The sequence below is a fragment of the Serratia sp. PL7 genome, from assembly GCF_945957435.1.
The window spans coordinates 32,938-54,455 of the sequence record NZ_CAMFLB010000011.1; the positions used below are offsets into that span (position 1 = coordinate 32,938).

General features: G+C 56.1%; 26 protein-coding genes, 1 other RNA gene and 3 pseudogenes. 17 read left to right on the plus strand and 13 right to left on the minus strand.

Annotation, left to right across the window (positions count from 1 at the left end):
* Positions 1–91 precede the first annotated feature (91 nt).
* Positions 92–1,516 carry a PLP-dependent aminotransferase family protein gene (locus tag N6G83_RS32130; RefSeq protein WP_049296138.1) on the plus strand — a complete coding sequence of 475 codons (1,425 nt, stop codon included), beginning with the start codon at positions 92–94 and terminating at the stop codon, positions 1,514–1,516.
* A gap of 67 nt (positions 1,517–1,583) precedes the next feature.
* Here N6G83_RS32130 and N6G83_RS32135 read toward each other — a convergent pair whose 3' ends face one another.
* Positions 1,584–1,892, minus strand: coding sequence for a YqjD family protein (locus N6G83_RS32135; protein WP_004928950.1), 309 nt, complete (start codon positions 1,890–1,892; stop codon positions 1,584–1,586).
* 229 nt (positions 1,893–2,121) lie between these two features.
* Here N6G83_RS32135 and asr point away from each other — a divergent pair, with 229 nt between their 5' ends.
* A complete protein-coding gene (gene asr / locus N6G83_RS32140; RefSeq protein WP_260516139.1) occupies positions 2,122–2,472 on the plus strand; it encodes an acid resistance repetitive basic protein Asr in 351 nt (116 codons plus the stop codon).
* A 195-nt stretch (positions 2,473–2,667) separates the two neighbouring features.
* Here asr and N6G83_RS32145 read toward each other — a convergent pair whose 3' ends face one another.
* Entirely contained in the window at positions 2,668–3,048 is a 381-nt protein-coding gene (locus N6G83_RS32145; protein ID WP_260516138.1) for a DUF4440 domain-containing protein, read from the minus strand.
* Positions 3,045–4,427 (minus strand): MFS transporter, encoded by a 1,383-nt coding sequence (locus N6G83_RS32150; RefSeq protein ID WP_260516137.1) that lies wholly within the window; start codon positions 4,425–4,427, stop codon positions 3,045–3,047. The genes N6G83_RS32145 and N6G83_RS32150 overlap by 4 nt, the downstream gene beginning before the upstream one ends.
* Before the next feature lie 105 nt (positions 4,428–4,532).
* On the opposite strand from N6G83_RS32150, the gene N6G83_RS32155 reads away from it, so the two are divergent.
* From N6G83_RS32155 to N6G83_RS32165, 3 genes are all read left to right on the plus strand, one after another.
* Entirely contained in the window at positions 4,533–5,438 is a 906-nt protein-coding gene (locus N6G83_RS32155; protein WP_025303981.1) for a LysR family transcriptional regulator, read from the plus strand.
* A gap of 90 nt (positions 5,439–5,528) precedes the next feature.
* Positions 5,529–6,701 (plus strand): MFS transporter, encoded by a 1,173-nt coding sequence (locus N6G83_RS32160; protein ID WP_089196196.1) that lies wholly within the window; start codon positions 5,529–5,531, stop codon positions 6,699–6,701.
* Positions 6,702–6,803: 102 nt separating this feature from the next.
* Positions 6,804–7,142, plus strand: a complete 339-nt coding sequence (locus N6G83_RS32165; RefSeq protein WP_025303979.1) for a DUF2002 family protein — start codon at positions 6,804–6,806, stop codon at positions 7,140–7,142.
* A 26-nt stretch (positions 7,143–7,168) separates the two neighbouring features.
* On the opposite strand, the gene N6G83_RS32170 is transcribed toward N6G83_RS32165, so the two are convergent.
* Together N6G83_RS32170 and N6G83_RS32175 are read right to left on the minus strand one after the other, a co-directional pair.
* Positions 7,169–7,615 carry a DUF1198 family protein gene (locus N6G83_RS32170; protein ID WP_033639556.1) on the minus strand — a complete coding sequence of 149 codons (447 nt, stop codon included), beginning with the start codon at positions 7,613–7,615 and terminating at the stop codon, positions 7,169–7,171.
* A gap of 66 nt (positions 7,616–7,681) precedes the next feature.
* Complete coding sequence (locus N6G83_RS32175) at positions 7,682–8,017, minus strand: MbeD/MobD family mobilization/exclusion protein (protein ID WP_004928976.1); 336 nt, start codon at positions 8,015–8,017, stop codon at positions 7,682–7,684.
* A gap of 184 nt (positions 8,018–8,201) precedes the next feature.
* Between N6G83_RS32175 and smrA the strand changes: the two genes are divergently transcribed.
* Positions 8,202–8,774, plus strand: coding sequence for a DNA endonuclease SmrA (gene smrA / locus N6G83_RS32180; protein ID WP_025303977.1), 573 nt, complete (start codon positions 8,202–8,204; stop codon positions 8,772–8,774).
* Between the two features lie 50 nt (positions 8,775–8,824).
* On the opposite strand, the gene N6G83_RS32185 is transcribed toward smrA, so the two are convergent.
* Positions 8,825–9,238, minus strand: coding sequence for a DoxX family protein (locus N6G83_RS32185; RefSeq protein WP_016929826.1), 414 nt, complete (start codon positions 9,236–9,238; stop codon positions 8,825–8,827).
* Between the two features lie 192 nt (positions 9,239–9,430).
* Between N6G83_RS32185 and N6G83_RS32190 the strand changes: the two genes are divergently transcribed.
* Positions 9,431–9,661, plus strand: coding sequence for a (4Fe-4S)-binding protein (locus N6G83_RS32190; RefSeq protein ID WP_025303975.1), 231 nt, complete (start codon positions 9,431–9,433; stop codon positions 9,659–9,661).
* 1 nt (position 9,662) lies between these two features.
* Positions 9,663–9,941 (plus strand): GNAT family N-acetyltransferase, encoded by a 279-nt coding sequence (locus tag N6G83_RS32195; protein ID WP_049209586.1) that lies wholly within the window; start codon positions 9,663–9,665, stop codon positions 9,939–9,941.
* A 32-nt stretch (positions 9,942–9,973) separates the two neighbouring features.
* Here the strand turns inward: N6G83_RS32195 and N6G83_RS32200 are convergent, their stop codons facing one another.
* Positions 9,974–10,156 carry a YodC family protein gene (locus tag N6G83_RS32200; RefSeq protein ID WP_025303973.1) on the minus strand — a complete coding sequence of 61 codons (183 nt, stop codon included), beginning with the start codon at positions 10,154–10,156 and terminating at the stop codon, positions 9,974–9,976.
* 120 nt (positions 10,157–10,276) lie between these two features.
* On the opposite strand from N6G83_RS32200, the gene N6G83_RS32205 reads away from it, so the two are divergent.
* Positions 10,277–10,792 (plus strand): DUF1543 domain-containing protein, encoded by a 516-nt coding sequence (locus tag N6G83_RS32205; RefSeq protein WP_260516136.1) that lies wholly within the window; start codon positions 10,277–10,279, stop codon positions 10,790–10,792.
* Here N6G83_RS32205 and N6G83_RS32210 read toward each other — a convergent pair.
* Positions 10,787–11,713: a LysR substrate-binding domain-containing protein gene (locus tag N6G83_RS32210; RefSeq protein ID WP_099816871.1), complete on the minus strand. Its 927-nt coding sequence runs from the start codon at positions 11,711–11,713 to the stop codon at positions 10,787–10,789. The genes N6G83_RS32205 and N6G83_RS32210 overlap by 6 nt on opposite strands.
* 85 nt (positions 11,714–11,798) lie before the next feature.
* On the opposite strand from N6G83_RS32210, the gene N6G83_RS32215 reads away from it, so the two are divergent.
* Positions 11,799–12,299: a GNAT family N-acetyltransferase gene (locus N6G83_RS32215; protein ID WP_025303970.1), complete on the plus strand. Its 501-nt coding sequence runs from the start codon at positions 11,799–11,801 to the stop codon at positions 12,297–12,299.
* Between the two features lie 59 nt (positions 12,300–12,358).
* Here the strand turns inward: N6G83_RS32215 and N6G83_RS32220 are convergent, their stop codons facing one another.
* The gene (locus N6G83_RS32220) at positions 12,359–13,093 is read right to left on the minus strand and encodes a class I SAM-dependent methyltransferase (protein WP_025303969.1); all 735 of its coding nucleotides are present in this window, start codon (positions 13,091–13,093) and stop codon (positions 12,359–12,361) included.
* 98 nt (positions 13,094–13,191) lie between these two features.
* Here N6G83_RS32220 and N6G83_RS32225 point away from each other — a divergent pair, with 98 nt between their 5' ends.
* The 7 genes and pseudogenes from N6G83_RS32225 to N6G83_RS32255 all read left to right on the plus strand — a co-directional run bounded on the left by N6G83_RS32225 (position 13,192) and on the right by N6G83_RS32255 (position 17,787).
* Positions 13,192–13,644: a GNAT family N-acetyltransferase gene (locus N6G83_RS32225; RefSeq protein WP_043138456.1), complete on the plus strand. Its 453-nt coding sequence runs from the start codon at positions 13,192–13,194 to the stop codon at positions 13,642–13,644.
* A gap of 112 nt (positions 13,645–13,756) precedes the next feature.
* A complete protein-coding gene (locus N6G83_RS32230) occupies positions 13,757–14,173 on the plus strand; it encodes a DUF2946 domain-containing protein (RefSeq protein WP_239666026.1) in 417 nt (138 codons plus the stop codon).
* A gap of 71 nt (positions 14,174–14,244) precedes the next feature.
* Complete coding sequence (locus N6G83_RS32235; protein WP_260516135.1) at positions 14,245–15,906, plus strand: DUF2534 family protein; 1,662 nt, start codon at positions 14,245–14,247, stop codon at positions 15,904–15,906.
* Between the two features lie 352 nt (positions 15,907–16,258).
* On the plus strand, positions 16,259–16,906 hold the full coding sequence (locus tag N6G83_RS32240) for a hypothetical protein (protein WP_072271560.1): 648 nt from the start codon (positions 16,259–16,261) through the stop codon (positions 16,904–16,906).
* Complete coding sequence (locus N6G83_RS32245; protein WP_055317294.1) at positions 16,866–17,090, plus strand: hypothetical protein; 225 nt, start codon at positions 16,866–16,868, stop codon at positions 17,088–17,090. Before N6G83_RS32240 ends, N6G83_RS32245 begins: the two co-directional genes overlap by 41 nt.
* A gap of 205 nt (positions 17,091–17,295) precedes the next feature.
* A pseudogene (locus N6G83_RS32250) lies at positions 17,296–17,424 on the plus strand (transposase); the annotation flags it as partial.
* Between the two features lie 53 nt (positions 17,425–17,477).
* A pseudogene (locus tag N6G83_RS32255) lies at positions 17,478–17,787 on the plus strand (conjugal transfer protein TraD).
* A gap of 422 nt (positions 17,788–18,209) precedes the next feature.
* On the opposite strand, the gene N6G83_RS32260 reads toward N6G83_RS32255, so the two are convergent.
* The 4 genes and pseudogenes from N6G83_RS32260 to ssrA all read right to left on the minus strand — a co-directional run bounded on the left by N6G83_RS32260 (position 18,210) and on the right by ssrA (position 21,480).
* Positions 18,210–18,863: a hypothetical protein gene (locus N6G83_RS32260; protein WP_072271559.1), complete on the minus strand. Its 654-nt coding sequence runs from the start codon at positions 18,861–18,863 to the stop codon at positions 18,210–18,212.
* Between the two features lie 10 nt (positions 18,864–18,873).
* Positions 18,874–20,100 carry an AAA family ATPase gene (locus N6G83_RS32265; protein WP_060448117.1) on the minus strand — a complete coding sequence of 409 codons (1,227 nt, stop codon included), beginning with the start codon at positions 20,098–20,100 and terminating at the stop codon, positions 18,874–18,876.
* A 122-nt stretch (positions 20,101–20,222) separates the two neighbouring features.
* Positions 20,223–20,912 (minus strand): annotated as a pseudogene (locus tag N6G83_RS32270) (integrase domain-containing protein); the annotation flags it as partial.
* Positions 20,913–21,116: 204 nt separating this feature from the next.
* Positions 21,117–21,480, minus strand: a transfer-messenger RNA (tmRNA) gene (gene ssrA, locus N6G83_RS32275).
* Positions 21,481–21,518 lie beyond the last annotated feature (38 nt).

Below are 21,518 nucleotides of genomic sequence, written 5' to 3' on the forward strand. Positions count from 1 at the left end.
AACCTCAATCGGTAGTAACGAAATCATGGCGCTACTTTAGCGGCCTTATGGTCTATGCTATAGGGCCATAAAATGATTATTTAACCGGGCCATAATGCCAACTTTCCTGACCTCGCTGCGGCTGGACAGCCGGCTCGCCGAGCCGCTGTACCGGCAGATTTACCAGCGGATTAAAGACGCCATTACCCAGAGCAGCCTGGCGGCAGGCAGCCGGTTGCCCTCAGTGCGCGGGTTGGCGAGCGATCTGGGCGTGGCGCGCGCTACGGTGGAAAGCGCCTACGCGCAACTTATTGCCGAAGGTTTCTTGCAGAGCCGCGGGCAGGCGGGCACCTATGTCTCGCCACAGCTACCACACATGCCGCCGGGCGCGGTCCCCGCTGCGCCACCGCTGGCGGCAATGGCGGCCGATCCGCTGCAGCCGCAAGGCATGCTGCAGCCTTTCCAGCTGGGGGTACCGGCGCTGGACGCGTTTCCACGGGCGCTGTGGCAGCGCATTGTCGCCCGCCAGCTGCGCGGTTCCACGGTGGCTTCTCTGGCGCTGCCGCCGGCCGGCGGCCTGTCTGAGCTGCGTGAGGCGATCGCCCATTACCTGCATTTGTCGCGCGGCATCAGCTGTCGGCCGGAGCAAATTTTCCTCTGTGCCGGTTATCCGGCGTTGTTGGACTGGGTGACGGAGACGCTGTTACATGCCGGCGACGCGGTATGGATCGAAGATCCCGGCTATCCGGTCACGCGTCCGCTGCTGCTGGCCGCCGGCGTCAGGCCGGTCGCCGTGCCGGTGGATGAACAGGGCATGGACGTGGCCGCCGGTATTCTGACGGCGCCTGAGGCGCGGCTGGCGGTGGTGACGCCGACCCATCAAAGCCCGCTCGGCGTCTCGCTCAGCCTGGCGCGGCGCATGGCGCTGCTCGACTGGGCGCAGCAGCGCGGGGCCTGGATCCTCGAGGATGACTACGACAGCGAGTTTCGCTATCACGGGCGGCCGCTGCCGCCGCTGAAAAGCCTCGATGTTCAGGGTCGGGTGCTGTACGCCGGCACCTTCAGCAAAACGCTGTTCCCGGCGCTGCGCATGGCTTATCTGGTGGTGCCCGTCGGTCTGACGGAAACATTCGCGCGCAGCAGCCGGCTGCGTGGCTGCGGTTGCCCGCCGCTGCTGCAGGCCGGCGTGGCGGATTTTATCCGGCAAGGGCATTTCTATCGCCACCTGAAACGCATGCGGCCGTTGTACCGCCAGCGGCGCGAGTGGCTGACGCAGGCGTTGGAGCGGCAGCTGGGGGCGTGGCTGACGACGGTGCCGCAACAGGGCGGTATTCAGCTGTTGGCCCGGCTGCGCGACGGCTTGGCGGATGCGCCGTTGGCGGCGCAAGCCTGGCAGCAGGGGCTGGCGGTGCAGGCGTTGTCGGACTGGCGAATCGACCATCCGGTGGGGCAAGGGTTACTGCTGGGGTTCGCCAATTTCAGCCGGCGAGAGGAGGCGGAGCGGGCGGTACAGGGGCTGGCGCAGCTGTTTCGCTAAAATTAAACGGCCCGCGATTTCCGCGGGCCAGACGCACATCTGTTTTATCTTTATGACTGCAGGGGTGTTAACGCCGGGCCAGCAGCACGCCGAGCACGATGCCGACGGCGGCACCGATCCCTACGCCCTGCCAAGGTTTGTCACGCACATAGCTGTCGGCTTGATCGACGGCGTCGCGCGCATGCTGTGTCAGACTGGTGGAGCCGTTGAATCGCGCCCGAGCGTCGCGCAGCACGCCTTTCGCCTTGCTGTGCAGCTCTTTCAGTTCCTCTTTGGTCTTGTCACCGGACTCGCGCAACACTTCATCCAGCGTATCGGCCAACAGAGTGACGTCCTGATCGATATCGCGTTCTGTTCTTTCCGCTTTCTTAAACATTCAGCTCTCCATTTCGACACATGTCTTTTAAGTGTAGACCATGCCGAGAATTGTGTGGCCGATCACGGAAAAAAACCGCCGTCACGCAGGTGTTTGCCGGCGCGTGGGCTTTGTACATTTGGTTACTCGGCGAAACCAATCACTCACGGAAGCGGCCGTTTGATTCCACTAGTATCTGTTTCAACGGCTCCACCGGAGCTTACCGAAACAACACTCTGAGGATTTAAAGATGAAAAAAGTATTAGCGCTGATCGTTGCTGCCACTATGGGTCTGTCTTCTGTTGCTTTCGCTGCTGATACCGCAGCTACTGCTCCGGCTACCACCACCGCGCCAGCTGCGACCACCACTACCGCTGCGCCAGCGGCTGCTGCTGAAAAAGCGCCAGCTAAAGCAACGCATCACAAGAAAGCCAAGCACCACAAAAAAGCGCCAGCCCAGAAAGCTCAGGCCGCTAAAAAGCACCACAAAAAAGCGCCAACTCAGAAAGCCCAGGCTGCTAAAAAACACCACAAAAAAGCGCCAGTGCAGAAAGCTCAGGCCGCTAAAAAACACCACAAAAAAGCCGGTAAAAAAGCTTAATTAAGTGATGTTTGCGGAACCGGAAGGTTCCGCACTCTCCAGCCCGTATTCCAGACACCCGGTTCTTCCGGGTGTCTTCTTTTGAGGCGACGAACGATGATCCATCGCTATCTGTTTGAAGTCATTTTCAGCGCGGTAACCCTGTGTGGGGTGATCGTCGGTTGGGAATTGTTTTTGGCCGGCAGCTTCCTGTGATCATTGCGCTGCGGCAGTTTCGTGCAAATGCCGCCAGCCGAGCGCGTCGGGCAGGCGTTCAAACACCACCGTGGAGTAGCGCAGCGTGGCGGTTTGTCCCGGCAGACTCTGTTTTTCCCGGTAGCTGACTACCGCGCCCGTCGGCCATTCGGCCACCAGCTTCATCTCTTCTATCTCGATTTCCAATCCCGGTTTGGCGGCGCGATGCGCGCGGAAAAAAGCGCACAGCGCGGTGAAATCCAGCGGGGCGCCGTTCAGCGCGATCATGCTGAATTTCGGCGTAAAGCGCGCCAGCAGCGCTTGCTCTTCTCCGGCGCCTTTGCCCAGCCAGCGTTCAATGGCGATGTGGGCGTCGATCACTTCGGTAAAATACGGGTTCATAAAGCATCCTGTTGAGCGTTGAGTTGGCGCACGATGGCGCGGTTGGCGAGGCGCAGGCACAGCAACAGCGGGATAAATACGCTGGTGCCCGCCAGAATGAAGCAGGTTCGGTAGGCCGCCGCGGGCGGCAACACGGCCAGCAGCAGATTCAGCAGCAGGCTGAGCAGCGCCACGCCGAGGCAAAAACTGAGTTGGCGGTTGATATTCCACAGCGCGCTGGCGTCCGCCAATTGGCCGTCGGGGATTTGCAGGAACGCGCTGCTCTGCGCGGTGCTGCTGCACAGGCTGCCGCCGAACCCCATCAGGGCGAAGGCGGCGATCTGCAACGTGTGCTGCCCGGCCTGATCGATCTGCGCCAGCGTCAGCATGCCGGCGCCTTGCAACAGACAGCCGGCGATCAGCAGCGGCCGCGGGCCGAGGCGGTTAAAGCTTTTGCCGGTCAGCGTGATGGCCAGGAACGACGCCAGCGCCCAGGGCAGCATCAGGCCGCCGACCTGTGCGGCGGGCATCCCCAGCTGGTTTTGCAAATACAGCATCGCCACCAGGCTGACGCCGATGAACAGGCCGGGAATGCACAAATAAACCGCCATGGCGTTGCGCAGCAGCGGATCGGCGACCAGCCGCAGGTTCAGCAGCGGCTGCGGGGTACGCAGGCTATGGCGCAGATAATAGGCCAGCACCAGCAGACCGGTGGCCAGCAGCGCCGCGCCGGAAGCTTGATGGCCGGCTTCGCTCAGCCGGGTCAGGCCGAGCAGCAGCAGCGTCAGCGCCGCGCAGGCGCTCAGTAATCCTGTCGCGTCGAGCGGTTTGCGCGCCGCCGTCGGCGTTTCCGCACGCAGCCACAGCGCCGCCAGCGCCAGTGCCAGGGCCGCCAGCGGCAGGTTGGCGAAAAACACCCAGCGCCAGTCCAACCGATCGACGAGCCAGCCGCCCAGCGCCGGTGACAGCGCCGGTGCCAGCAGCCCCACCAACATGATGGCGGCCGACAGCCCGGCGCGTTCATGGCTGCGGTACAGCTGATAGGTCAGCGTTTGGCCGATGGGGATCAGCAAGCCGCCGCCCATGCCCTGCAGGGTGCGCCAGCCGATCAGCGCGCCGATGCTGTCGGCGTTGCCCGCGCCGAGGGTGGCCAGCATGAACAACGCCAGCGACAGCAGAAACACCCGCCGTCCGCCGATGCGCTGCGCCAGCCAGGCGCTGAGCGGGATCACCAGCGTCAGGCCGAGAATATAGCCGTTGCTGACCCACGCCAGTTGGCTGACCGACGCCCGCATCACCTGGCCGATGGCGGGGTAGGCGACGTTGGCGATAAACATATTGATCAGATCGACGAAAAAGCCGAGCAGATAGACGATTGCCACTTTGCTGCGATAAGACATGGTGCCTCCGGTTGAAGGCGAGCAGTGTATCGGGGGGAAAAGTGCGGATAAATCGGCGGCGGGCAATTACACTGTCAAAATGATTTTGACAATAAGGGCGACGAAATGCTGAATTTGCAGCGTCTGGCGATCTTTGCGGCAGTGGTGGAAGCGGGCAGCTTTACCGCGGCGGCGGCGGCGCTGGGGCAAACCAAGGCGGTGGTGAGCTTTAACGTCAAGCAGCTGGAGAACGAGCTGGGGGTGTCACTGCTGGCGCGCAGCACCCGGCGGCTGTCGCTGACCGATGCCGGCGAACGCTTCTACCAGCGCAGCCTGCAGCTGCTGCAGGAGGCGGAAAATGTGCTGGACGACGTGCGTCGCGATCATCACGGGCTGAGCGGCGTGCTGCGTATCACCAGCACGCCGGAGTACGGCGCCCAGGTGGTGGTGCCGGCGCTGGCGGCATTTTCGCGACAGCATCCGCGGCTGCGCATCCAGCATGTCTCTTCTTCTTATCATGCCGATCTGATCTCTGAGCGCTTCGACGTGGCGATCCGTCTGGGCCAACTGGCGGATTCCAGCCACCGCGCGGCGCTGATCGACAGCTTTGCCATTTTTCCGGTGGCGTCGCCGGGTTATCTGGCCGACCGGCCGATTCATTCGCTGACGGATCTGGCGCAGGCGCAGTGGATCGCCCACAGCCGGCTCAGTTCGCCGCTCAGCTGGCAGGTGGTCACGCCGCAGCGCGAAGCGGTGCTGTTCAAGGTTGCGGACGCCGCCACGCTTACCGGCGACAGCGCTGCGGCATTGTTGGCGTTCGCCCTGCATGGCGCCGGGGTGGCGCTGCTGCCGGCGTGGCTGGCGCAGCCCGACATCGATGCCGGCAGGCTGCAGCGGTTACTGCCGGATCACCGTTTCCCTGAGCAGAGCATCTATGCGCTCTACCCGAATACCCGTCACGTGCCGGAGAAGGTGCGGGCGTTTATCGATTTTCTGCGCGCGCGGGTGGCGGCAAAATCGTTAGCGAAATAATAATTCGTTATAACTCTCTCATTTATCATCAAATCTCATCGGGGTATGCTGGAGGGCTTCGTCTACCCCGTCCGATGCGAGCCACCTTCGATGACCGCAGAAAATAACCTCCAGCTGAACCGACGTATTTTGTCCGTGGTGATGTTCACCTTCGTCTGCTACCTGACCATCGGCCTGCCGCTGGCGGTGTTGCCGGGATTTGTGCATGACCACCTGGGCTACAACTCGGTGTTGGCGGGCCTTATCATCAGCGCGCAATACTTCGCCACGCTGTTCAGCCGCCCGCACGCCGGGCGTTACGCCGATCAGCTGGGGCCGAAGAAGGTGGTGCTGTTCGGCCTGGCCTGCTGCGGTGCCAGCGGCCTGTTTTACGCGCTGGCGTTCGGCGTTGACGGTTACCCGTGGCTCAGCCTGCTGTTGCTGTGCGTGGGGCGGGTGTTTCTCGGCGTCGGCGAAAGCTTCGCCAGCACCGGTTCCACGCTATGGGGCATCGGCCGGGTCGGGGCGATGCACACCGCGCGGGTGATTTCCTGGAACGGCGTTGCCACCTACGGGGCGATGGCTGCCGGGGCGCCGCTTGGCGTGTACCTGAATCAGCAGTGGGGATTGGCCGGGGTGGCGGCGCTGATCGTGCTGGCGGTTGCGGTGGCGCTGCTGTTGGCGAGCGGCAAGCCGGACGTCTCGATCGCCGCCGGGCAGCGCATCGCCTTTAGCGCGGTGTTCGGCCGCATCTGGGCCTATGGTCTCGGTCTGGCGATGGGCACCGTCGGTTTCGGCGTGATCGCCACGTTCATCACACTTTACTATGCCGACAAAGGCTGGAGCGGCGCGGCGTTTTCGCTGACGCTGTTCAGCTGCGCCTTCGTCGGCATTCGCCTGATCTTCAGCAACGTCATTAACCGCCACGGCGGGTTGAAGGTGACGCTGGCGTCGTTTCTGGTCGAGATCGTCGGGCTGCTGTTGATCTGGCAGGCTGGTGAGCCCTGGATGGTGCAAACCGGCGCGTTGCTGGCCGGCGCCGGTTTCTCGCTGGTGTTCCCGGCGCTGGGCGTCGAGGCGGTGAAACAGGTGCCGCCGCAGAACCAGGGCACGGCGCTCGGCACCTATTCGGCGTTCCTCGACCTGGCGCTGGGCATCACCGGCCCGCTGGCCGGGCTATTGATCGGGCAGACGGGCGTGCCGTCGATCTATCTGGCGGCGGCGCTGCTGGTGGCGCTCGGGGTGTTGCTCACCCTGCGCCTGTTGCAGCGCAGCCGGGCCTGATTCAGGAATAGTCCGAAACCCGGATTCCTTCCCAGAAAATCATTGTTTCGGTGAATGATTACGGTAAGGTCGCTCAGCGGTCCAGAATGAGAGGAGGAATCGATGTATTTACGGCCGGATGAAGTGGCTAAAGTGTTGGAGAATACCGGCTTTGAGCGTGATTATGTCACCGATCAGGCCTATGGTTACCGCAAGGGCGCACACTACGTGTATGTGAATCGCGAAGCGCGGATGGGCAGAACCGCGTTGGTGATCCACCCGGCGCTGAAAGAGAGAAGCGTGCATTTCGCCACGCCGACCTCCCCGGTGCGCTTCAGCGAGCAGTATCTGGAGTTTCCCCTGGATTTAAGCAGCGACACCCCGAACCAGCGCTACGGCATCGCACACGGCTTCAGCTCGCGCGAAGCGCTTTCGCGCTACCTTTACAGCATGTTCCTGTAATCGGTCCCCCGACCCGGGGGACGCTATCAGCCGTGGGCCAACGCTTCGCGGTTGAAACGCTCGTTGTAGGCGCGGCGGAACTGCGCCAGTTCAAACGCATCGATATCCAGCTCGGCGAAGTAAAACAGCGCCGCTTCGGTGTGCTCGGCGTGCAGCTCCGGCGACAGCCCGGCGCGCAGCAGCACGTCGCGCCACAGGGCAATCTGCTCGTCGTCCGCCTGTTTGATGAACGTCAGGTAGATGAACAGCAGATAAGCCGCCTGGTGCATCTCTTCGGTGTAGCCGTTGTTCAGCATGCGGATAAAGGTCTGGCTTTGGCGGCCGCCCATTTCCTGGATCATCGATTCGATCAGCATCGGTTTGACTCTCAGCAGATGGGCCAGCGAATCGATGGCTTTGCGGGTGTCGGACGTCAGGACGCGGTAACCGATAATAAATACGACGATCAGGGCGGCGAGGATGATCCAGGTCATTTAGGCTTTATTACACTCTCAATACGCCAGAAGAGGGGCGGGAGGCGCTGTGCGACAGCGCCGCTATCAATGCTGTTCGCCGCTGAAATTACCGACCGCGCTCTGTTGGCGCAGGTGGTGATTGAAGGTGGCCGCGTCTTTGGCCAGCGCGTCCAGATGGGCGCCGAGCATTTTGATCTGCTTCACTAACGCATGCTGTTCCGGTACCGAGCTGGCGGTGCTCAGCTTGCGCGCCAGTTGTTCATTCTGCGCCCGCAGCGCGGCTTCGCGCTGTTTGGCTTCTTCCAGCAGTTGCTGCAGCGCCTGGTAGCTCTGCTGCCATTCGCGGTGTTGCCGTTCGAAGCTGCTCTGCAACTCATTCATCGCATTTTGAAACTGGATTTCCAGCTCGCGCATTGTCATGGGCTCGATCCTTTGCGGCACTCAATGATGGCTTAGCAGTATAGCGAAAACTGTTCGCAAGCTCACCCGTTGACGACAAATGAGACAAATGCCGCTGACAATTCCCGGCTTGCAACCGCGCCAAGGCGTCTTACAATCGACCCCATTCCCAGCCGTAAAGGCTGCCGTTCAAGAGAGGTGGAACATGAGCGAGCAGGAAAAAGACTTTTTTGAACAGGCGATGGCGGACGTGGTGCCGCTGGAGAGCGGACGGCAGACGCTGTACCTCAAGCCGCAGGCGGCGGTGGACAAAAGCGCGCGGCGCGAAGCGCAGCGGCTGCGGCAGGAAAACTTCCTCAGCACCGATTTTCTCGAGGTGATCCCCTGTGAACAGCCGCTGGAGTTCAAAGGGGAAGGCATTCAGCAGGGCGTGCTGGACAAACTGCGCAACGGGCGTTACCCGCCGCAGGCGTCGCTGAACCTGCTGCGTCAGCCGGTTGAAGCCAGCCGGCAGGCGCTGTTCCGTTTCATTATGCAGGCGGAGGCGCAAAATCTGCGTTCGCTGCTGATCGTGCACGGCCGCGGGCGGCAGAACGAAAGCCATCCGAATATCGTGCGCAGTTACGTCGCCAAATGGCTGGCGCAGTTTGAGCAGGTGCAGGCGTTTTGCCGCGCTTTACCGCGCGACGGCGGCGAGGGCGCCTGCTATGTCACGCTGCGTAAATCGGCGCAGGCCAAGGCAGAAAACTTTGAGCGCCACGCCAAGCGCAGCCGGTGAAAGGATAGCCGAAATAAAATGGCCGGCGCATATCGCCGGCCATCGATGAATTATTTATTAAATATTTTATAGTCCAGTGAATAACGGCCGGCGCCGGTTACCGCCAGCAACAGCAAGCCGCCAATGATGCTGATGTTTTTAAAGAAGTTGATTTCATTGCCCATCATTTCCATGCCGGTCATTTTCCAGAACGGATGGCCGATAAACGCGGTGCCCAACACGTACAGGGCGAAAATGACCGCGATAGGGCGAGTAAACAGACCGAGAATAAGCGCGATGCCGAAAATAAACTCCACCACCACGGCAACGATCGCCGCCAAATAAGGCATCGGCGTGCCATAGCCTTCCATCGCCGTGACGGTCGCACCGAAGTTGACCAGTTTCATCCAGCCGAAAATGATAAACAGAACCATCAGTAGAATGCGAGACAGCAGAATTACGCCGTCTTTTGAGCTATCACCCATTTCGAACTCCTTAGCCACTGTCGGAATGATGTTGTCTTACTGAATAAATATTAGAACAATTTACGTTTTTTTCTAGCGGCGACGGGCGGTTGCGCCACTTTTTTCGTTGGGTGAGACGCGTGGTGAAGCCGACGGCATTGCCTATACTTGAGCCTGGAGCAAAAACAATAAAACAGGCAATGTGAGGCCAAGATGGATGAGGAATTGACCGCCGCCGGTTACCGCCGTTATTCCGGCGACAAGATTGACGTTTATTTTAACAGCGCGATATGCCGCCATTCCGCCAACTGCGTGCGCGGCAACGCGGCTATATTCACCTTGAACCGCCGGCCGTGGATTATGCCGGACAATGCCGAGCCGGCCGAGGTGAAACGCGTTATCGACACCTGCCCCAGCGGCGCACTTAAATATAGGGAGAAATAATATGGAACATAAAATACTGGCAGACGAGAAGCGTTTTTATATCAATGATGAGCAAGGCAAGCTGATCGCTGAGATCTCTTTCGTGCCGAGCGGCGACAAACTGACCATTATCGATCACACCTGGGTGGATGAGTCATTGAAGGGGCAGGGCATCGGTAAAAAGCTGGTGGCGCTGGTGGTGGAGAAAATGCGCGCGGAGCAGCGTAAAATCATTCCGCTATGCCCGTTCGCCAAGCATGAGTTCGATACCACCCCAGCCTATCAGGACATTCGCGCCTGAAGCGATAACGGGGCGCGGCGCGCCCCGGTCATTCAGCAGACGCCGAAATCGCCGTCTTCGTGGTACAGCGCCACGTCGCTGGCCTGCACTTCCGTGCGCTGCTCTTTGCCCAGTTCATTCCAGCTGCAAACCAGGGTTTCGCCGTCGATCGCTACCACGGTCATCTTTGGGCCGCCGGTGGTGCGTTGAACAAAATCACCGATATTGAATGCCATGCGTTCCTCCACAACAGATTAAACCTCATCTATTGATAACACAGAATGCCGCCGCCGTTGGCAGGAGTTTCATTATGTATTGATTTATACAGCGATTATCACTAAGGAGAGCAGACTAACATGCCGGGATTATTGATGTTTTATGTGGGCGGTACGGCGCCGGGCGCCAATATTGAGTTGCACGACGTGCAGTTCGCGGCGGCGGATCGGCCGGAAGAGGCGTATCCGCTGCTGCGTGAAAAGTGGTTCGGCGATAAGCGCAAGGTGCATGTCGACGGCTATGCGCGCATCGACTGGGCGGACGGTTACGACGTGAGCCTGGAGCCTGCGCCGTTCGCCGGTGAAGAGAAGCTGTTTTTCGTCAACGTGGGCGGGTATCGCAGCGATCAGCTGGCGGAACTGCACCAGTTCGGCCTGTTTGTGGCGCGCTCTGCCGACGAGGCGAAGGAGAAAGCCAAACGGGTGCTGCTGACGGACAGCGCGCAGCAGCACAAGGATGACCTGGCTGAGGTGGACGACTGCCTGCTGCTGCAGGCGCTGCAGGGCTACCACGTGCATCTGCGGGCCAACCCGCACGGCAAACCGGCCCGGCCGCTGTGGCAGGGGTATCTGCCGATCGGCGAACCCGCGTTATAGCGCCGCCAGCGCCTGCAGCTGTTGCCGCAACCAGCGGCAGGCCTCCGGCCGGCCGTTCTTGCGGTGCAGGTAGATTTTGATCTGATACGGCGGCACCGGAAACGGCAGGGGGTGGATAGCCAGCGCCGCCGCCTGCCGCAATTTTTGCGCGGCGTAGCGCGGCATGCTCATCACCAGTTCGCTGTCGGCGACGATGAACGGCGCTCCCAGCAGCGAAGGCGTGCGGATGGCGATATCGCGCTGCAGCCCCAGTTTGTCGAGCTGGTAGTCAATGACGCCACGCTGCTCGTTCCACGGCGTCACCACCAGATGACGCGCCTGCAGGTAGTTTTCCAGCGTCAGCTCGCCGTATTTCGCGCTGAACGCGGGCGAACAGATCGCCACATACTCATCCTCTAGCCAGCTCACCTCGTCGATCTCCGGGTAGCTTTCGCCATCGGTTTCGGTAAAGCCCAGCGCGAAGTCGATGCGCCCCGCCAGCAGATCGTTCAGCGCCACCTTGCGCTCGGAATAGCGCAGCTGAAACGATAACCCCGGCGCCAGGCGCTGCATCTGCGCCATCAGTGCGGGAAACACCGCGAAAGCGGTGTAATCGGTAATGGCGAAGGTGAAGCTCTCCCGGCTTTCGGCGGGGACGAAGCGCGGGCGCGGATGCAGCCCTTTGGCCAGCAGCGCCAGACTTTCGCTGACGGTCGGGGCCAGGCTGTCGGCATACACCGTCGGGTGCATGTCGTTGCCGACCCGGTAGAACAGCTCGTCTGCCAGCGCCTTGCGCAGCCGGATCAGCGCGTGGCTCAACGCCGACGCACTGAGGGCCAGCTCTGCTGCGGCGCGCGTCACCGATCGCAGCCGATAGACCGCTTCGAACACCAGCAGCAGGTTGAGATCGAGGCGTTTCAAATCCAGATGCATGATATTCATTACCTGTTGATGAAAATGCAGTTCATACAGTATTGGAGGCGCGATATGCTGGCAAGCACAGTCATCAACACACTCAGGATTTGCCATGACCATTGAGATTTATCCGGCGCAAAAAAGCGACGCCAAACTGATTCTGGATATGATTATCGAGCTGGCAGTGTACGAAAAGGCGCGCGAGCAGGTGCTGGCCAGCGTGGAAGACATCGAACGCAGCCTGTTTGGGCCGGGCGCCTGTTCCGAAGCGCTGATTTGTACGGTGAACGGCGAGCCGGCGGGTTATGCGGTGTTCTTTATGAGTTACTCCACCTGGCTGGGTAAAAATGGCATCTATCTGGAAGACCTGTACGTGGCGCCGAAGCATCGCGGCGCGGGCGCCGGTAAAAAGCTGCTGCGACACATCGCCCAGCTGGCGTGCGAACGGCAGTGCGGTCGCCTGGAGTGGAGCGTGCTGGACTGGAACCAACCGGCCATCGATTTCTACCTCAGCATCGGCGCGCAGCCGCAGGGCGAGTGGGTGCGCTATCGTATGGAAGGCGAGGCGCTGACGCACTTCGCGGCGCACGGGGCGGCGTTGCCGGCACAATAGCCGTTGGGGGGAGGCGGCCTCCCCAACTGTGGTGGTGTGAACGGTTTACTGCGGATCAATCAGGCGGGTTTGCGGGCGGCGAGAATGAAGATCATCGGGCGCTCCTGCTCTTCGCCCAGCGCCGGATTAGCGGCGATTTGCTGCGCGCTGGGGCCCCATTCGTTCAAATGCTGGATGATAAACCCTTGATGCGCCAGCGGGTTGATATAGCCGCCAAGCGTGCGATGCTGCTTGATGACGCCTTCCGCCAGCCAGTTGGAAACGCGCTGGCCTTCTCGCTGGTAACCGTTGACCGGCCAGGATTTCTGCCCGTTACCGTCGGTCAGCCAGCCCTGCTGCGCCGGGGCGGTATAGATCGGGTGCTCGGCGGTGAAGATGAACTGCCCGCCGGGTTTCAGCGCGGCGTAAACCGTGGCGAACAGCGCGGGCAAATCCTCGAGGTAGTGCAGCGTCAGCGAGCTGTAGACCAGATCGTAACTTTCCGGCGGCAGCTGCAGCTGCGCCAAATCCTGCCGACGGTACTCGATACCCGCGTCGGCGGTCATCTCCCGCGCCTTGGCCAGCATCTTGTCCGAGACGTCCAATCCCAGCACGTCGGCGGCGTCCTGTTCGCGTGCGCTGCGGCAGAACCAGCCGTAGCCGCAGCCGAGATCGACCACGCTTTTGCCCTGCAAATCCGGCAGGATGCGGCGGATGGCGGGCCATTCCGGCGCGCCGTCCAGGCCGTGCTGCGAGCGGCTGAGCTGCGCATAGCCGTCGAAGAAGGCCTGATTGTCATAGATGTTTTGCGTCATGATGACTCCTTAGTGAATGACGGCGGCGGAATGCCGCTGCCATACCGTGCATATTGCTGCATAATTCTACGCTGACAACATGAATAACGGGAATGACGATGGACATGATTTCGGTGCGGCAAGCGCCCGAGCTGGCGCCGCGCGCCATTGCGTATTTTCAGCGGCACTGGGCCACGGCAGAGACGCTGATGATGTATGAAGACGCCATCAACCGCAGCCTCGGCGCCGCCAACCCGCTGCCGCAGTGGTACCTGCTGATGGAAAATGACCAGATCCTCGGCTGTGCGGGGCTCATCACCAACGACTTTATCAGCCGTGGGGAGTTGTATCCCTGGCTGTGCGCGCTCTACGTAGAAGAGACGCAGCGCGGCAGGGGCTACGGCGCCAAACTGATTGAGCATGTAGCTGCGGAAACCCGCCGGCTGGGCTTCCCGCAGCTGCACCTGTGCACCGATCTGGAAGGGTATTACGAACGCAGCGGCTTCGTTTATAACGGGCTCGGGTATCACCCCTGGGGCGAAGCCTCACGGGTCTATTCACGGGCGCTGTGATCGCCCTCGCCGGGGGCGTGTAAGACAAACCTGACTTTTCTTTCACCTCATCGCGCAACGCGGGTTACACTGGCCGCTTGTTCGCCACCGACCGGGTTAATTCGCCGCCGCGATGAGAGTGCCACGTCAGCTACAGCAACGCGTTACCGCCTGCATCGCCATTATGGCGGTGCTGTTGCTGTTTGTGGCGCCGGTGGTGTCGAAATCGCTGATGCACCACCCGATGATGGGCGGCATGGCGCAACCGGACGCCGCCATGCCGCACGACATGCACGCGATGGCGATGCCCGCCGCCGAGCATGCCGGCCACCACGGCATGGATCCTGCGGAGATGATTTTCTGCGGCTATTGCGAGCTGCTGATCCACGTGCCGCTGCTGCTGTGGGCATTCGTCCCGCTGCTGTGGCTGATGGCGCGCATCGCGCGCCTGCCTTGCGCGCCGCGCATCGTTTCTCCGCCCATTCGGCGCCTTACTCTGCGGCCGAGCCCGCGCGGGCCACCCGGCCAACCGTTTTTCCCTATTGCTTGATCATGGGTAACGCCGTCCGTATCGCTGCGGATGGTTTGCCTGCGCGCACAGTTTGAAAAACGAGAAAGGCCATGTCTTCAATAACCAAAACTCCACCTGCCGCATCGCCGCGTGGCGCGATGCTGAACCTGATCAGACGGCTGCATTTTTATATCGGCCTGCTGGTCGCTCCTTTTATTTTTGTCGCAGCACTGACCGGCACGCTGTATGTGCTGACGCCGCAGCTTGAAGAGGCGCTGTATCGCGATGCGCTTTTCACTGAACCGCACGGGCAGGCGAGATCGCTGGCTGACCAGATCGCCGCCGCCCGCCGTGCGGCGGGTGACGAGGCGCGCATTTACGCCGTGCGTCCGGCACCCGGCTCAATGGACACCACCCGCGTGCAGTTCGCGAGTGCCGATCTGGGCGCCTCCGAGTCGCGCGCGCTGTTTGTCGATCCTTACACCCTGGCGATCAAGGGCGACATGACGGTGTACGGCACCTCTGGCGTGCTGCCGCTGCGCACCTGGCTGGACAAGCTACACAGCAGCCTGTTGCTCGGCGACCTGGGGCGCAACTACAGCGAGCTGGCGGCCTCCTGGCTGTGGGTGGCCGCGCTGGGTGGCGTGGCGCTGTGGCTGGCGACGCGGCCGAAGCGCAAGCTGAAAAGGGCAAAAGGGGGCTTCGCCGCCAGCCGCCATTGGCATATCACGCTGGGCGTGGCGCTGCTGGCCGGGCTGCTGTTCTTCTCGGCTACCGGGTTGACCTGGTCGCAGTGGGCCGGCAGCAACATCGACGCACTGCGGGCCAACCTGGGCTGGCTGACGCCGCAGGTCAACACCAGCCTGCAGGCCGATGCGCCGCAGACGCCGGCCGATCCGCACGCCGAGCACCGCGGGATGATGCCGGGCATGAAGATGGGCCCTGCCGCGCAGGCCAATGCGTTGAACGGTGATTGGGATCGGGCGCTGCACGCTGCGCGCGCCGCCGGGATCGACGCCGCCAAGGTCGAGCTGCGCCAGCCGAAAGGCGAGGGCAAAGCCTGGACGGTGACCGAAGTGGATCGCAGCTGGCCGACGCAGGTGGACGCGGTCGCCATCGCGCCGCAAAGCTTCGCCGTCATCGATCAGGTGCGGTTCGACACCTTCCCACTCATCGCCAAGCTGACCCGCTGGGGCATCGACGCCCACATGGGCATTCTGTTCGGCTTGCCGAATCAGCTGCTGCTGGCGGCGTTCGGCCTCGGGCTGTGCCTGATGATTGCGCTGGGTTACCGCATGTGGTGGAGTCGCCGCCCGGCGGCGGGTGCGCAGCATCCGGTGCATACGCTGGTTGCCGCCTGGCTGGCGCTTTCCCTGCCGGCACGCGTCGTCACGCTGCTGGTTGCAGCCGTACTGGGTTATTGCCTGCCGGTAATGGGCGTGAGCCTCGCGGCGTTGCTGCTGGCGGACGTGTGGCGCTGGCGCGTGCAGCGGCAAGGCCTTCAGGACGAAACGCCGGAAGCGGCCGCCCGCCGCGCCGAGGTGCGCAAGTTCCGCGCGGCGGTGGCGACAGTGGCGGTGGCGGTCGGCTGCGTGATGGGCCGGGCGATCCTCGGCGGCACCGTCGAACAGTTTCAGCTGCCGTTCGGTGACTGGAGCGCACAGATGGTGATCATGCGGAGCCTGATGGTGCTGCTGTATACGCTGGTGTTCACCCTGCTGCTTTCCATTCCGCTGTGGTATTTCTTCCTGGGGGAGAAAGAGGGGCGGTGAGGTAGCGTCCGGCATGCCTGCGGGCATGCCGGATATTTGGGAATAGGGCTTAAGCGCGTATCATCTCACCAGATAGGCAATTTCCACTGAAAGGAAGCGAACGATGACGTTTGAATAAGTGTGGGATATGTATAACTAAATGTATTTATTAATATTTTTGTGCTGTGCTCTATCCATCTGCGCAATTTTGTTCAGAAAGATTTTTCAGTTCTGATCTTCTATAAAATATCCCATCGGGCCGTGCCAAGCCTGGGGCTTTGGCGTACTCCCAAACTGAAAAATGCGTGAATTGGTAATCGCTCCCTGGTTTGGTTATTCTCTGAGCTGGACACATTTTGCTTAAGGAAAGCGAATGGACGCAAAGCAAATTGCACATGGAATTTTGGATGGAATTTCGACTATTCCCAGCGGGATGTATCATGGCGTTGTTCGCACTTGGCAGGGGGCTGGATTGGCTGGTAGTAGCCTCAAGACTAGAAACCAAGAAGAAACAGAACGTTTCGCCCGTATGGTTAAGTCGATGGGTAACAGTGAAGAACCCTTACGACGCCTGATTACTATTGTGATCACTGATTTCTATCAGAAATTAGACGCTAGCGGCAAAGAGTCCATCAATAATAAACTAGCCTATGGTGTCGGTCGTCTTGGTGGGCGAACTGGGGGCCAATTTGCATTGGCGCAATTTGCGGCTCACATGATGCTAAGGAAAGCGACCTCTGCATTAGCGTATAAACAATTTGTACGCTTTGGCGCTTCGTTCACTCTCAACCTTGTAATGTTACAGGGACTTATCGAAGAGGCAGCCCAAGCATCCCGACGAATGCAAGTTAAGTTTCCTCAAACATACCGGAAGGTGTCGGCGTTAAATTTAGATATGGCATATTTCTTGGTTGAGGAGCAACTAGAGCCGTATCTCCAATTCATTAACAGCCACCCTATGCTTTGTAAAGGTATTCAGAATGAACTCTGCAAAATCCTCTCTAACCAGAAAACTCACTAAGTATATAGGGTTAGGTGCTTCGCATGCTTTGGAAGCGATAGTAACCGGCGTTTGCGCGATTGCTGCTTTCATGTCGCTGTTCTTACTTGATGGGGCAGTGATGAAGGTTGCTGGCTTTGTTGGGTTCTTCGTTGCCGGCTATCTAATCACCCTGGCGATTGCATGGCTGCGTGGGGAGCGATAACAAAGTGGCGACGTAATTTTGTGTCGCCATTTTGTCGCCACTACAAAGAAAAAGGGATTGCGTTTTCACGTAACCCCTTGTTTTATCGGCTGGCGTCCCTGTAACTGATTTCTTATTTAATTGATTTATATTGTGAATTGCCACGGGTTTAACAGACACCTCAGTGTCATTTAAGATGACTTAAAGAGAGATGCCCATGAGCTGAAAGCGTTATCCCGAAGAGTTTAAAATCGAAGCAGTGAAACAGGTTGTTGATCGTGGTTATTCTGTTTCCAGCGTTGCAACACGTCTCGACATCACCACCCATAACCTTTACGCCTGGATAAAGAAGTACGTTCCGGATTCTTCCACTAATTGATGTTTTTAACAACTAAAAGGAAAATCATTATGAATACGGATGATAAAAACAGAAAGCCAAGAACAGAAAAAACAATTAAGCAAGAAATCGCATCAGCACAGATGCGTCTGAATCGCCTTAGGAATAAAGAAAAATCCTTATCCAAGAGTGCTGAGACACGCCTGAAGATCATTCTTGGTGCGGAAGTGACTAAGGCTGTTGGTTGTAAAGTTGATGATGTTGATAAGGCGTTTATATTGGGGCTGGTATTACAGTCTTCGAATCTTAGGGCTGAATATAAAACAAAGTTAAAACTTAGAGGGAAAATTTCTTGAGAATATGATAGGAAGGCAGGGGTAATGTACTCATAAAGGCGAAATGGATTAATGTTTTTATGGCGATTTAAATGATTTGGTAATTTATCATAATAGTAAAATCTCATTGTATAATTTGTGCTGAAATTAAGAGGTGTAATATACACTACAAAAGATATTAGACGTCAGGAGCTTGGTTTGAACCTCCAGGTTTTCATGCGATTACGATAGTTTTTATTTAAATAGATAAATATATTTGACAGTCGATATTTAATTTTATATCTAGTAAGTGTTCCTTGAGAATATTCACTTCAACGAAGTGTCTGATTGCCACATATATTGTAAGTGTTTTACAGTCCAATGGGCTGATTGAGTTTCCTCAAGTATGGAGATATGTATTCTCTCCAATGGAGAGTTCCCATCAAGGGAAAACGAAAGGGCCGTTAGGCCCTTTTGTTTATAGATGATTCAGTCCATGATGGGGGTTAATAATTTATCAAGATCTTCATCATCTTTTATCATCCAGCGACAAAATGCAGAGTATGGATATGATTTCTTAATCATAACTTTTATTTTATCAAGTGCATTTTCTTTTTCTTCATCTGTAGAATCTTCGCTATGATAAACAATCATATGCTGTGTTAGTTTGTGTGTGGTTTGGACTACTTGGGTTCGTAGGGAACGAGCTGTAAGTCTTTTGTTTATTGTATTGTCATTGTTGTAAATATCATTTAGTAGCTGTGCTGTTTCAATTGTTTTATCGTCAGGAAATTGCGGCGTAATAATGAATTTTTTTGCTTTTGGAGAAAATCCAGGAGTTAATTTCACTCTATCCCAAACGCTTATTGAACAACAATCAAGAAGATTTTTATATTTTATCAGCTTTATATTGTTGCATCGTGAACATACTAAATATAGATTAGTCCATGAGAATTTTTTAGTTATATCACCCATGTGAGGATCAAAATGTTCAATATTTATATCCAATGGTTTCTTAGTTTCACATAAATAACATTTTTCATGAAAACATTCTTGTAGAGCTGAATGAACATCATCGCCGTCATAAGTTTTTTTGTCTGACAGCGAAGCAGGGGCGGGTATTGTTCTTATTACATTAAACATAACTCTCTCCCTACCTCCTAATATTTTTCTTTGTCTTGATTAGTTTTAACTGTACTGAGTCAAGGAATGCTTGAGTATTATCGCTCATGTTATCCTTATTAGATGCCAAAGATGATATGATTTCTTCTAGTTCAAAAATATTTTCTTTGGTTATATTTTTGACTAAGTTTTCTATGTGTGTAAGCTTATCCGTTAATGCATGGGAATCTGGTAGAACGCCGAAAATTTCTTCCATAACCACACCATATGAATATGAAGAAGCATCTATGATTTGCTCATTAGCTGTAAGATCATAAATAACAGAATCTGCAACGGATGTAACCACAAAAGGAGAGTGGGTTGTCACAATAAATTGAATTTTTGGAAATGATTTAATGAAAAACCTTAATATTTGCTTTTGTAATGATACATGTAGATGAGCATCAATTTCATCAATGAAAATAATTCCCTGTATATTATCAGGAGAGACCTCCCACATTTCAACTCTCATTATTAAATCGGTATAGATACTTAGTATTGAAGAGTATCCAGCTGATAACGTCTGAAAGGTATATCTGTCTTTTCCATCTTGATGTAAATAAAACTTCTCATCTTTTGTATCAAACTCTAGACCTAAACCTGGATCTTCAAATAATGAGCGCAGATCTAACTGTATCTTATCAAACCATAGGTTAATACGTTTTGCTTCATTTTCATCTTTATCAAAAGCTATTGCATAGCTTTGGTTTTTCTTTAAACTCAATAAATAGCTTTCAAAGAATTGACTGCCATCTTTATCATTAGGGAAATGCTTATTTTCCTCAATTAGAACAGAGTGTTTTGGTGCTTGATTTGGTGAAGAGATTGCGGATTGTCTTGTAGCACTATGGAATCTGAGCAAAGACCGAATGTCTTTGTTGTCAATATAATCTGTTTCGATATTGAAATTATTAATTTCTTCTAATCTATCCTTGTTTTTCTCTAACATATCCTTATAGTAATTATAATTCCCACCATCTCGCCCAATGTTTTCTATTTGGTGTTTGTAATGATTTATCTGATTCATCAAATATTCGATGCTATTATTATTAGGATCATCTATTCCCTTTTTCAAATAGTTATAAATGGCTGTTATGAAACTTGTTTTTCCACAACCATTACCACCAGTGATAATCAGACTTTTTCCATCTAATTGTATATTAACTTTTTTTCTAGAGTATGGGATTAGTATATTTATTTTAGAAATACTACAAAGCATACAATATCCTTTATGAAGATAGGTGTGAGCAGTTCAGTACTTTGAAAATCTTACCATTTTTTTTCTTAATTGAAACGATGTGCAAAAAAATTAACCAATTGATAACCAAGGGGGGCAGTCCAGCTCGCTATTCGCATCGTCTGCATTAGCTGAAGCAGTTGATTAGGGCGGATGCTCGGCATGTTCTTTTTCTGAGGTTTCTCGAAGGCTTTGCCAATATTAATGCTTGGAACTGCATCAATCAGGCCTGTATTCTGGGCATAAATCATGACCTCATTGATGCGCTGGCACAGGCGACGGACGGTTTCCAGCGCTCCTCTGGCCTGAACCGGTTGGACGGCCTGAACCAGTGTGTGAGCTTTAACATCTGTAACGCTAACGTCGCCAATCGCAGGAAAAACATCTCTCTCAAGAGAGCGCCAGATATCCTCTGCGTAGTCTTCGGTCACACTGGCTTTCTTCACATTCCACCAACGTTCAGCCACGAGTTGGAAAGTATTGGTTTTAGCTTCAAGCGAACTACGAAGTTGTTCTTGCTGATGTTCCTGTGGATCGATTTGTTTCGCCAGGAGAGAGCGTGACTCTGCCCGGTAGTTTCTGGCATCGGCAAGCGTAACTGACGGGTAGGGGCCTATGCTCTTCTTCGCACGTTTCTTGGTGACAGGGCGAATGTAGCGAAACTGCCAGATTTTACTCCCGCTGGATTTGATAAGTAGCTCAAGGCCATCGCCATCATAGAGAACGTAGTCCGCTTCCTTGGGTTTAGCAGATTCGATTTCTTTAACGGATAGAGGTTTGGTTTGTCTTGCCATTGCCGGGTTTCCATAGTTTTAGGCACCTCAAAAACAATAAAGCTTTATGAGGTGCCTAACAAGGTGCCTAAAAGGTTCGGATTTAATTAGTTGGCATCAGACTTCGCGGGACAAATTCAAGGCACAAAAAAGCCCGCAGGGCTTGCGCCGTGCGGGCTCTTAGGACTTCATCGGATGACTCTGGTAATCACCGATGGAGAATTTTGGTGGAGCTGGGGGGATTTGAACCCCCGTCCGAAATTACTACACCGTCGGCACTACATGCTTAGTCCAATCTTTACATTCGCCGGCCAGCTGCGGATGGACACGCTACTGACAGACTAGCCTGATTGAGTTTAACGCTTCAGCCCCAGGCAGGACATCCACGCGATCTCTTTTGGGTTTGACCTCTCTTGATCCCCGTCCTAAGAGCGGAGGCTAGGGAGAGAGGGCTCTAAGCAGGGTATTAAGCTGCTAAAGCGTAGTTTTCGTCGTTTGCGACTATTTTTTTGCGGCTTTTTACGAGGCCAACCGCCCCTCGGCATGCTCCTAGGGCTTCGCAAATCCCGTCGAATCCAGAATCAGCCCCAAGTAACTTTGTGCAGTATACCAGAAGTTTACCTCGAT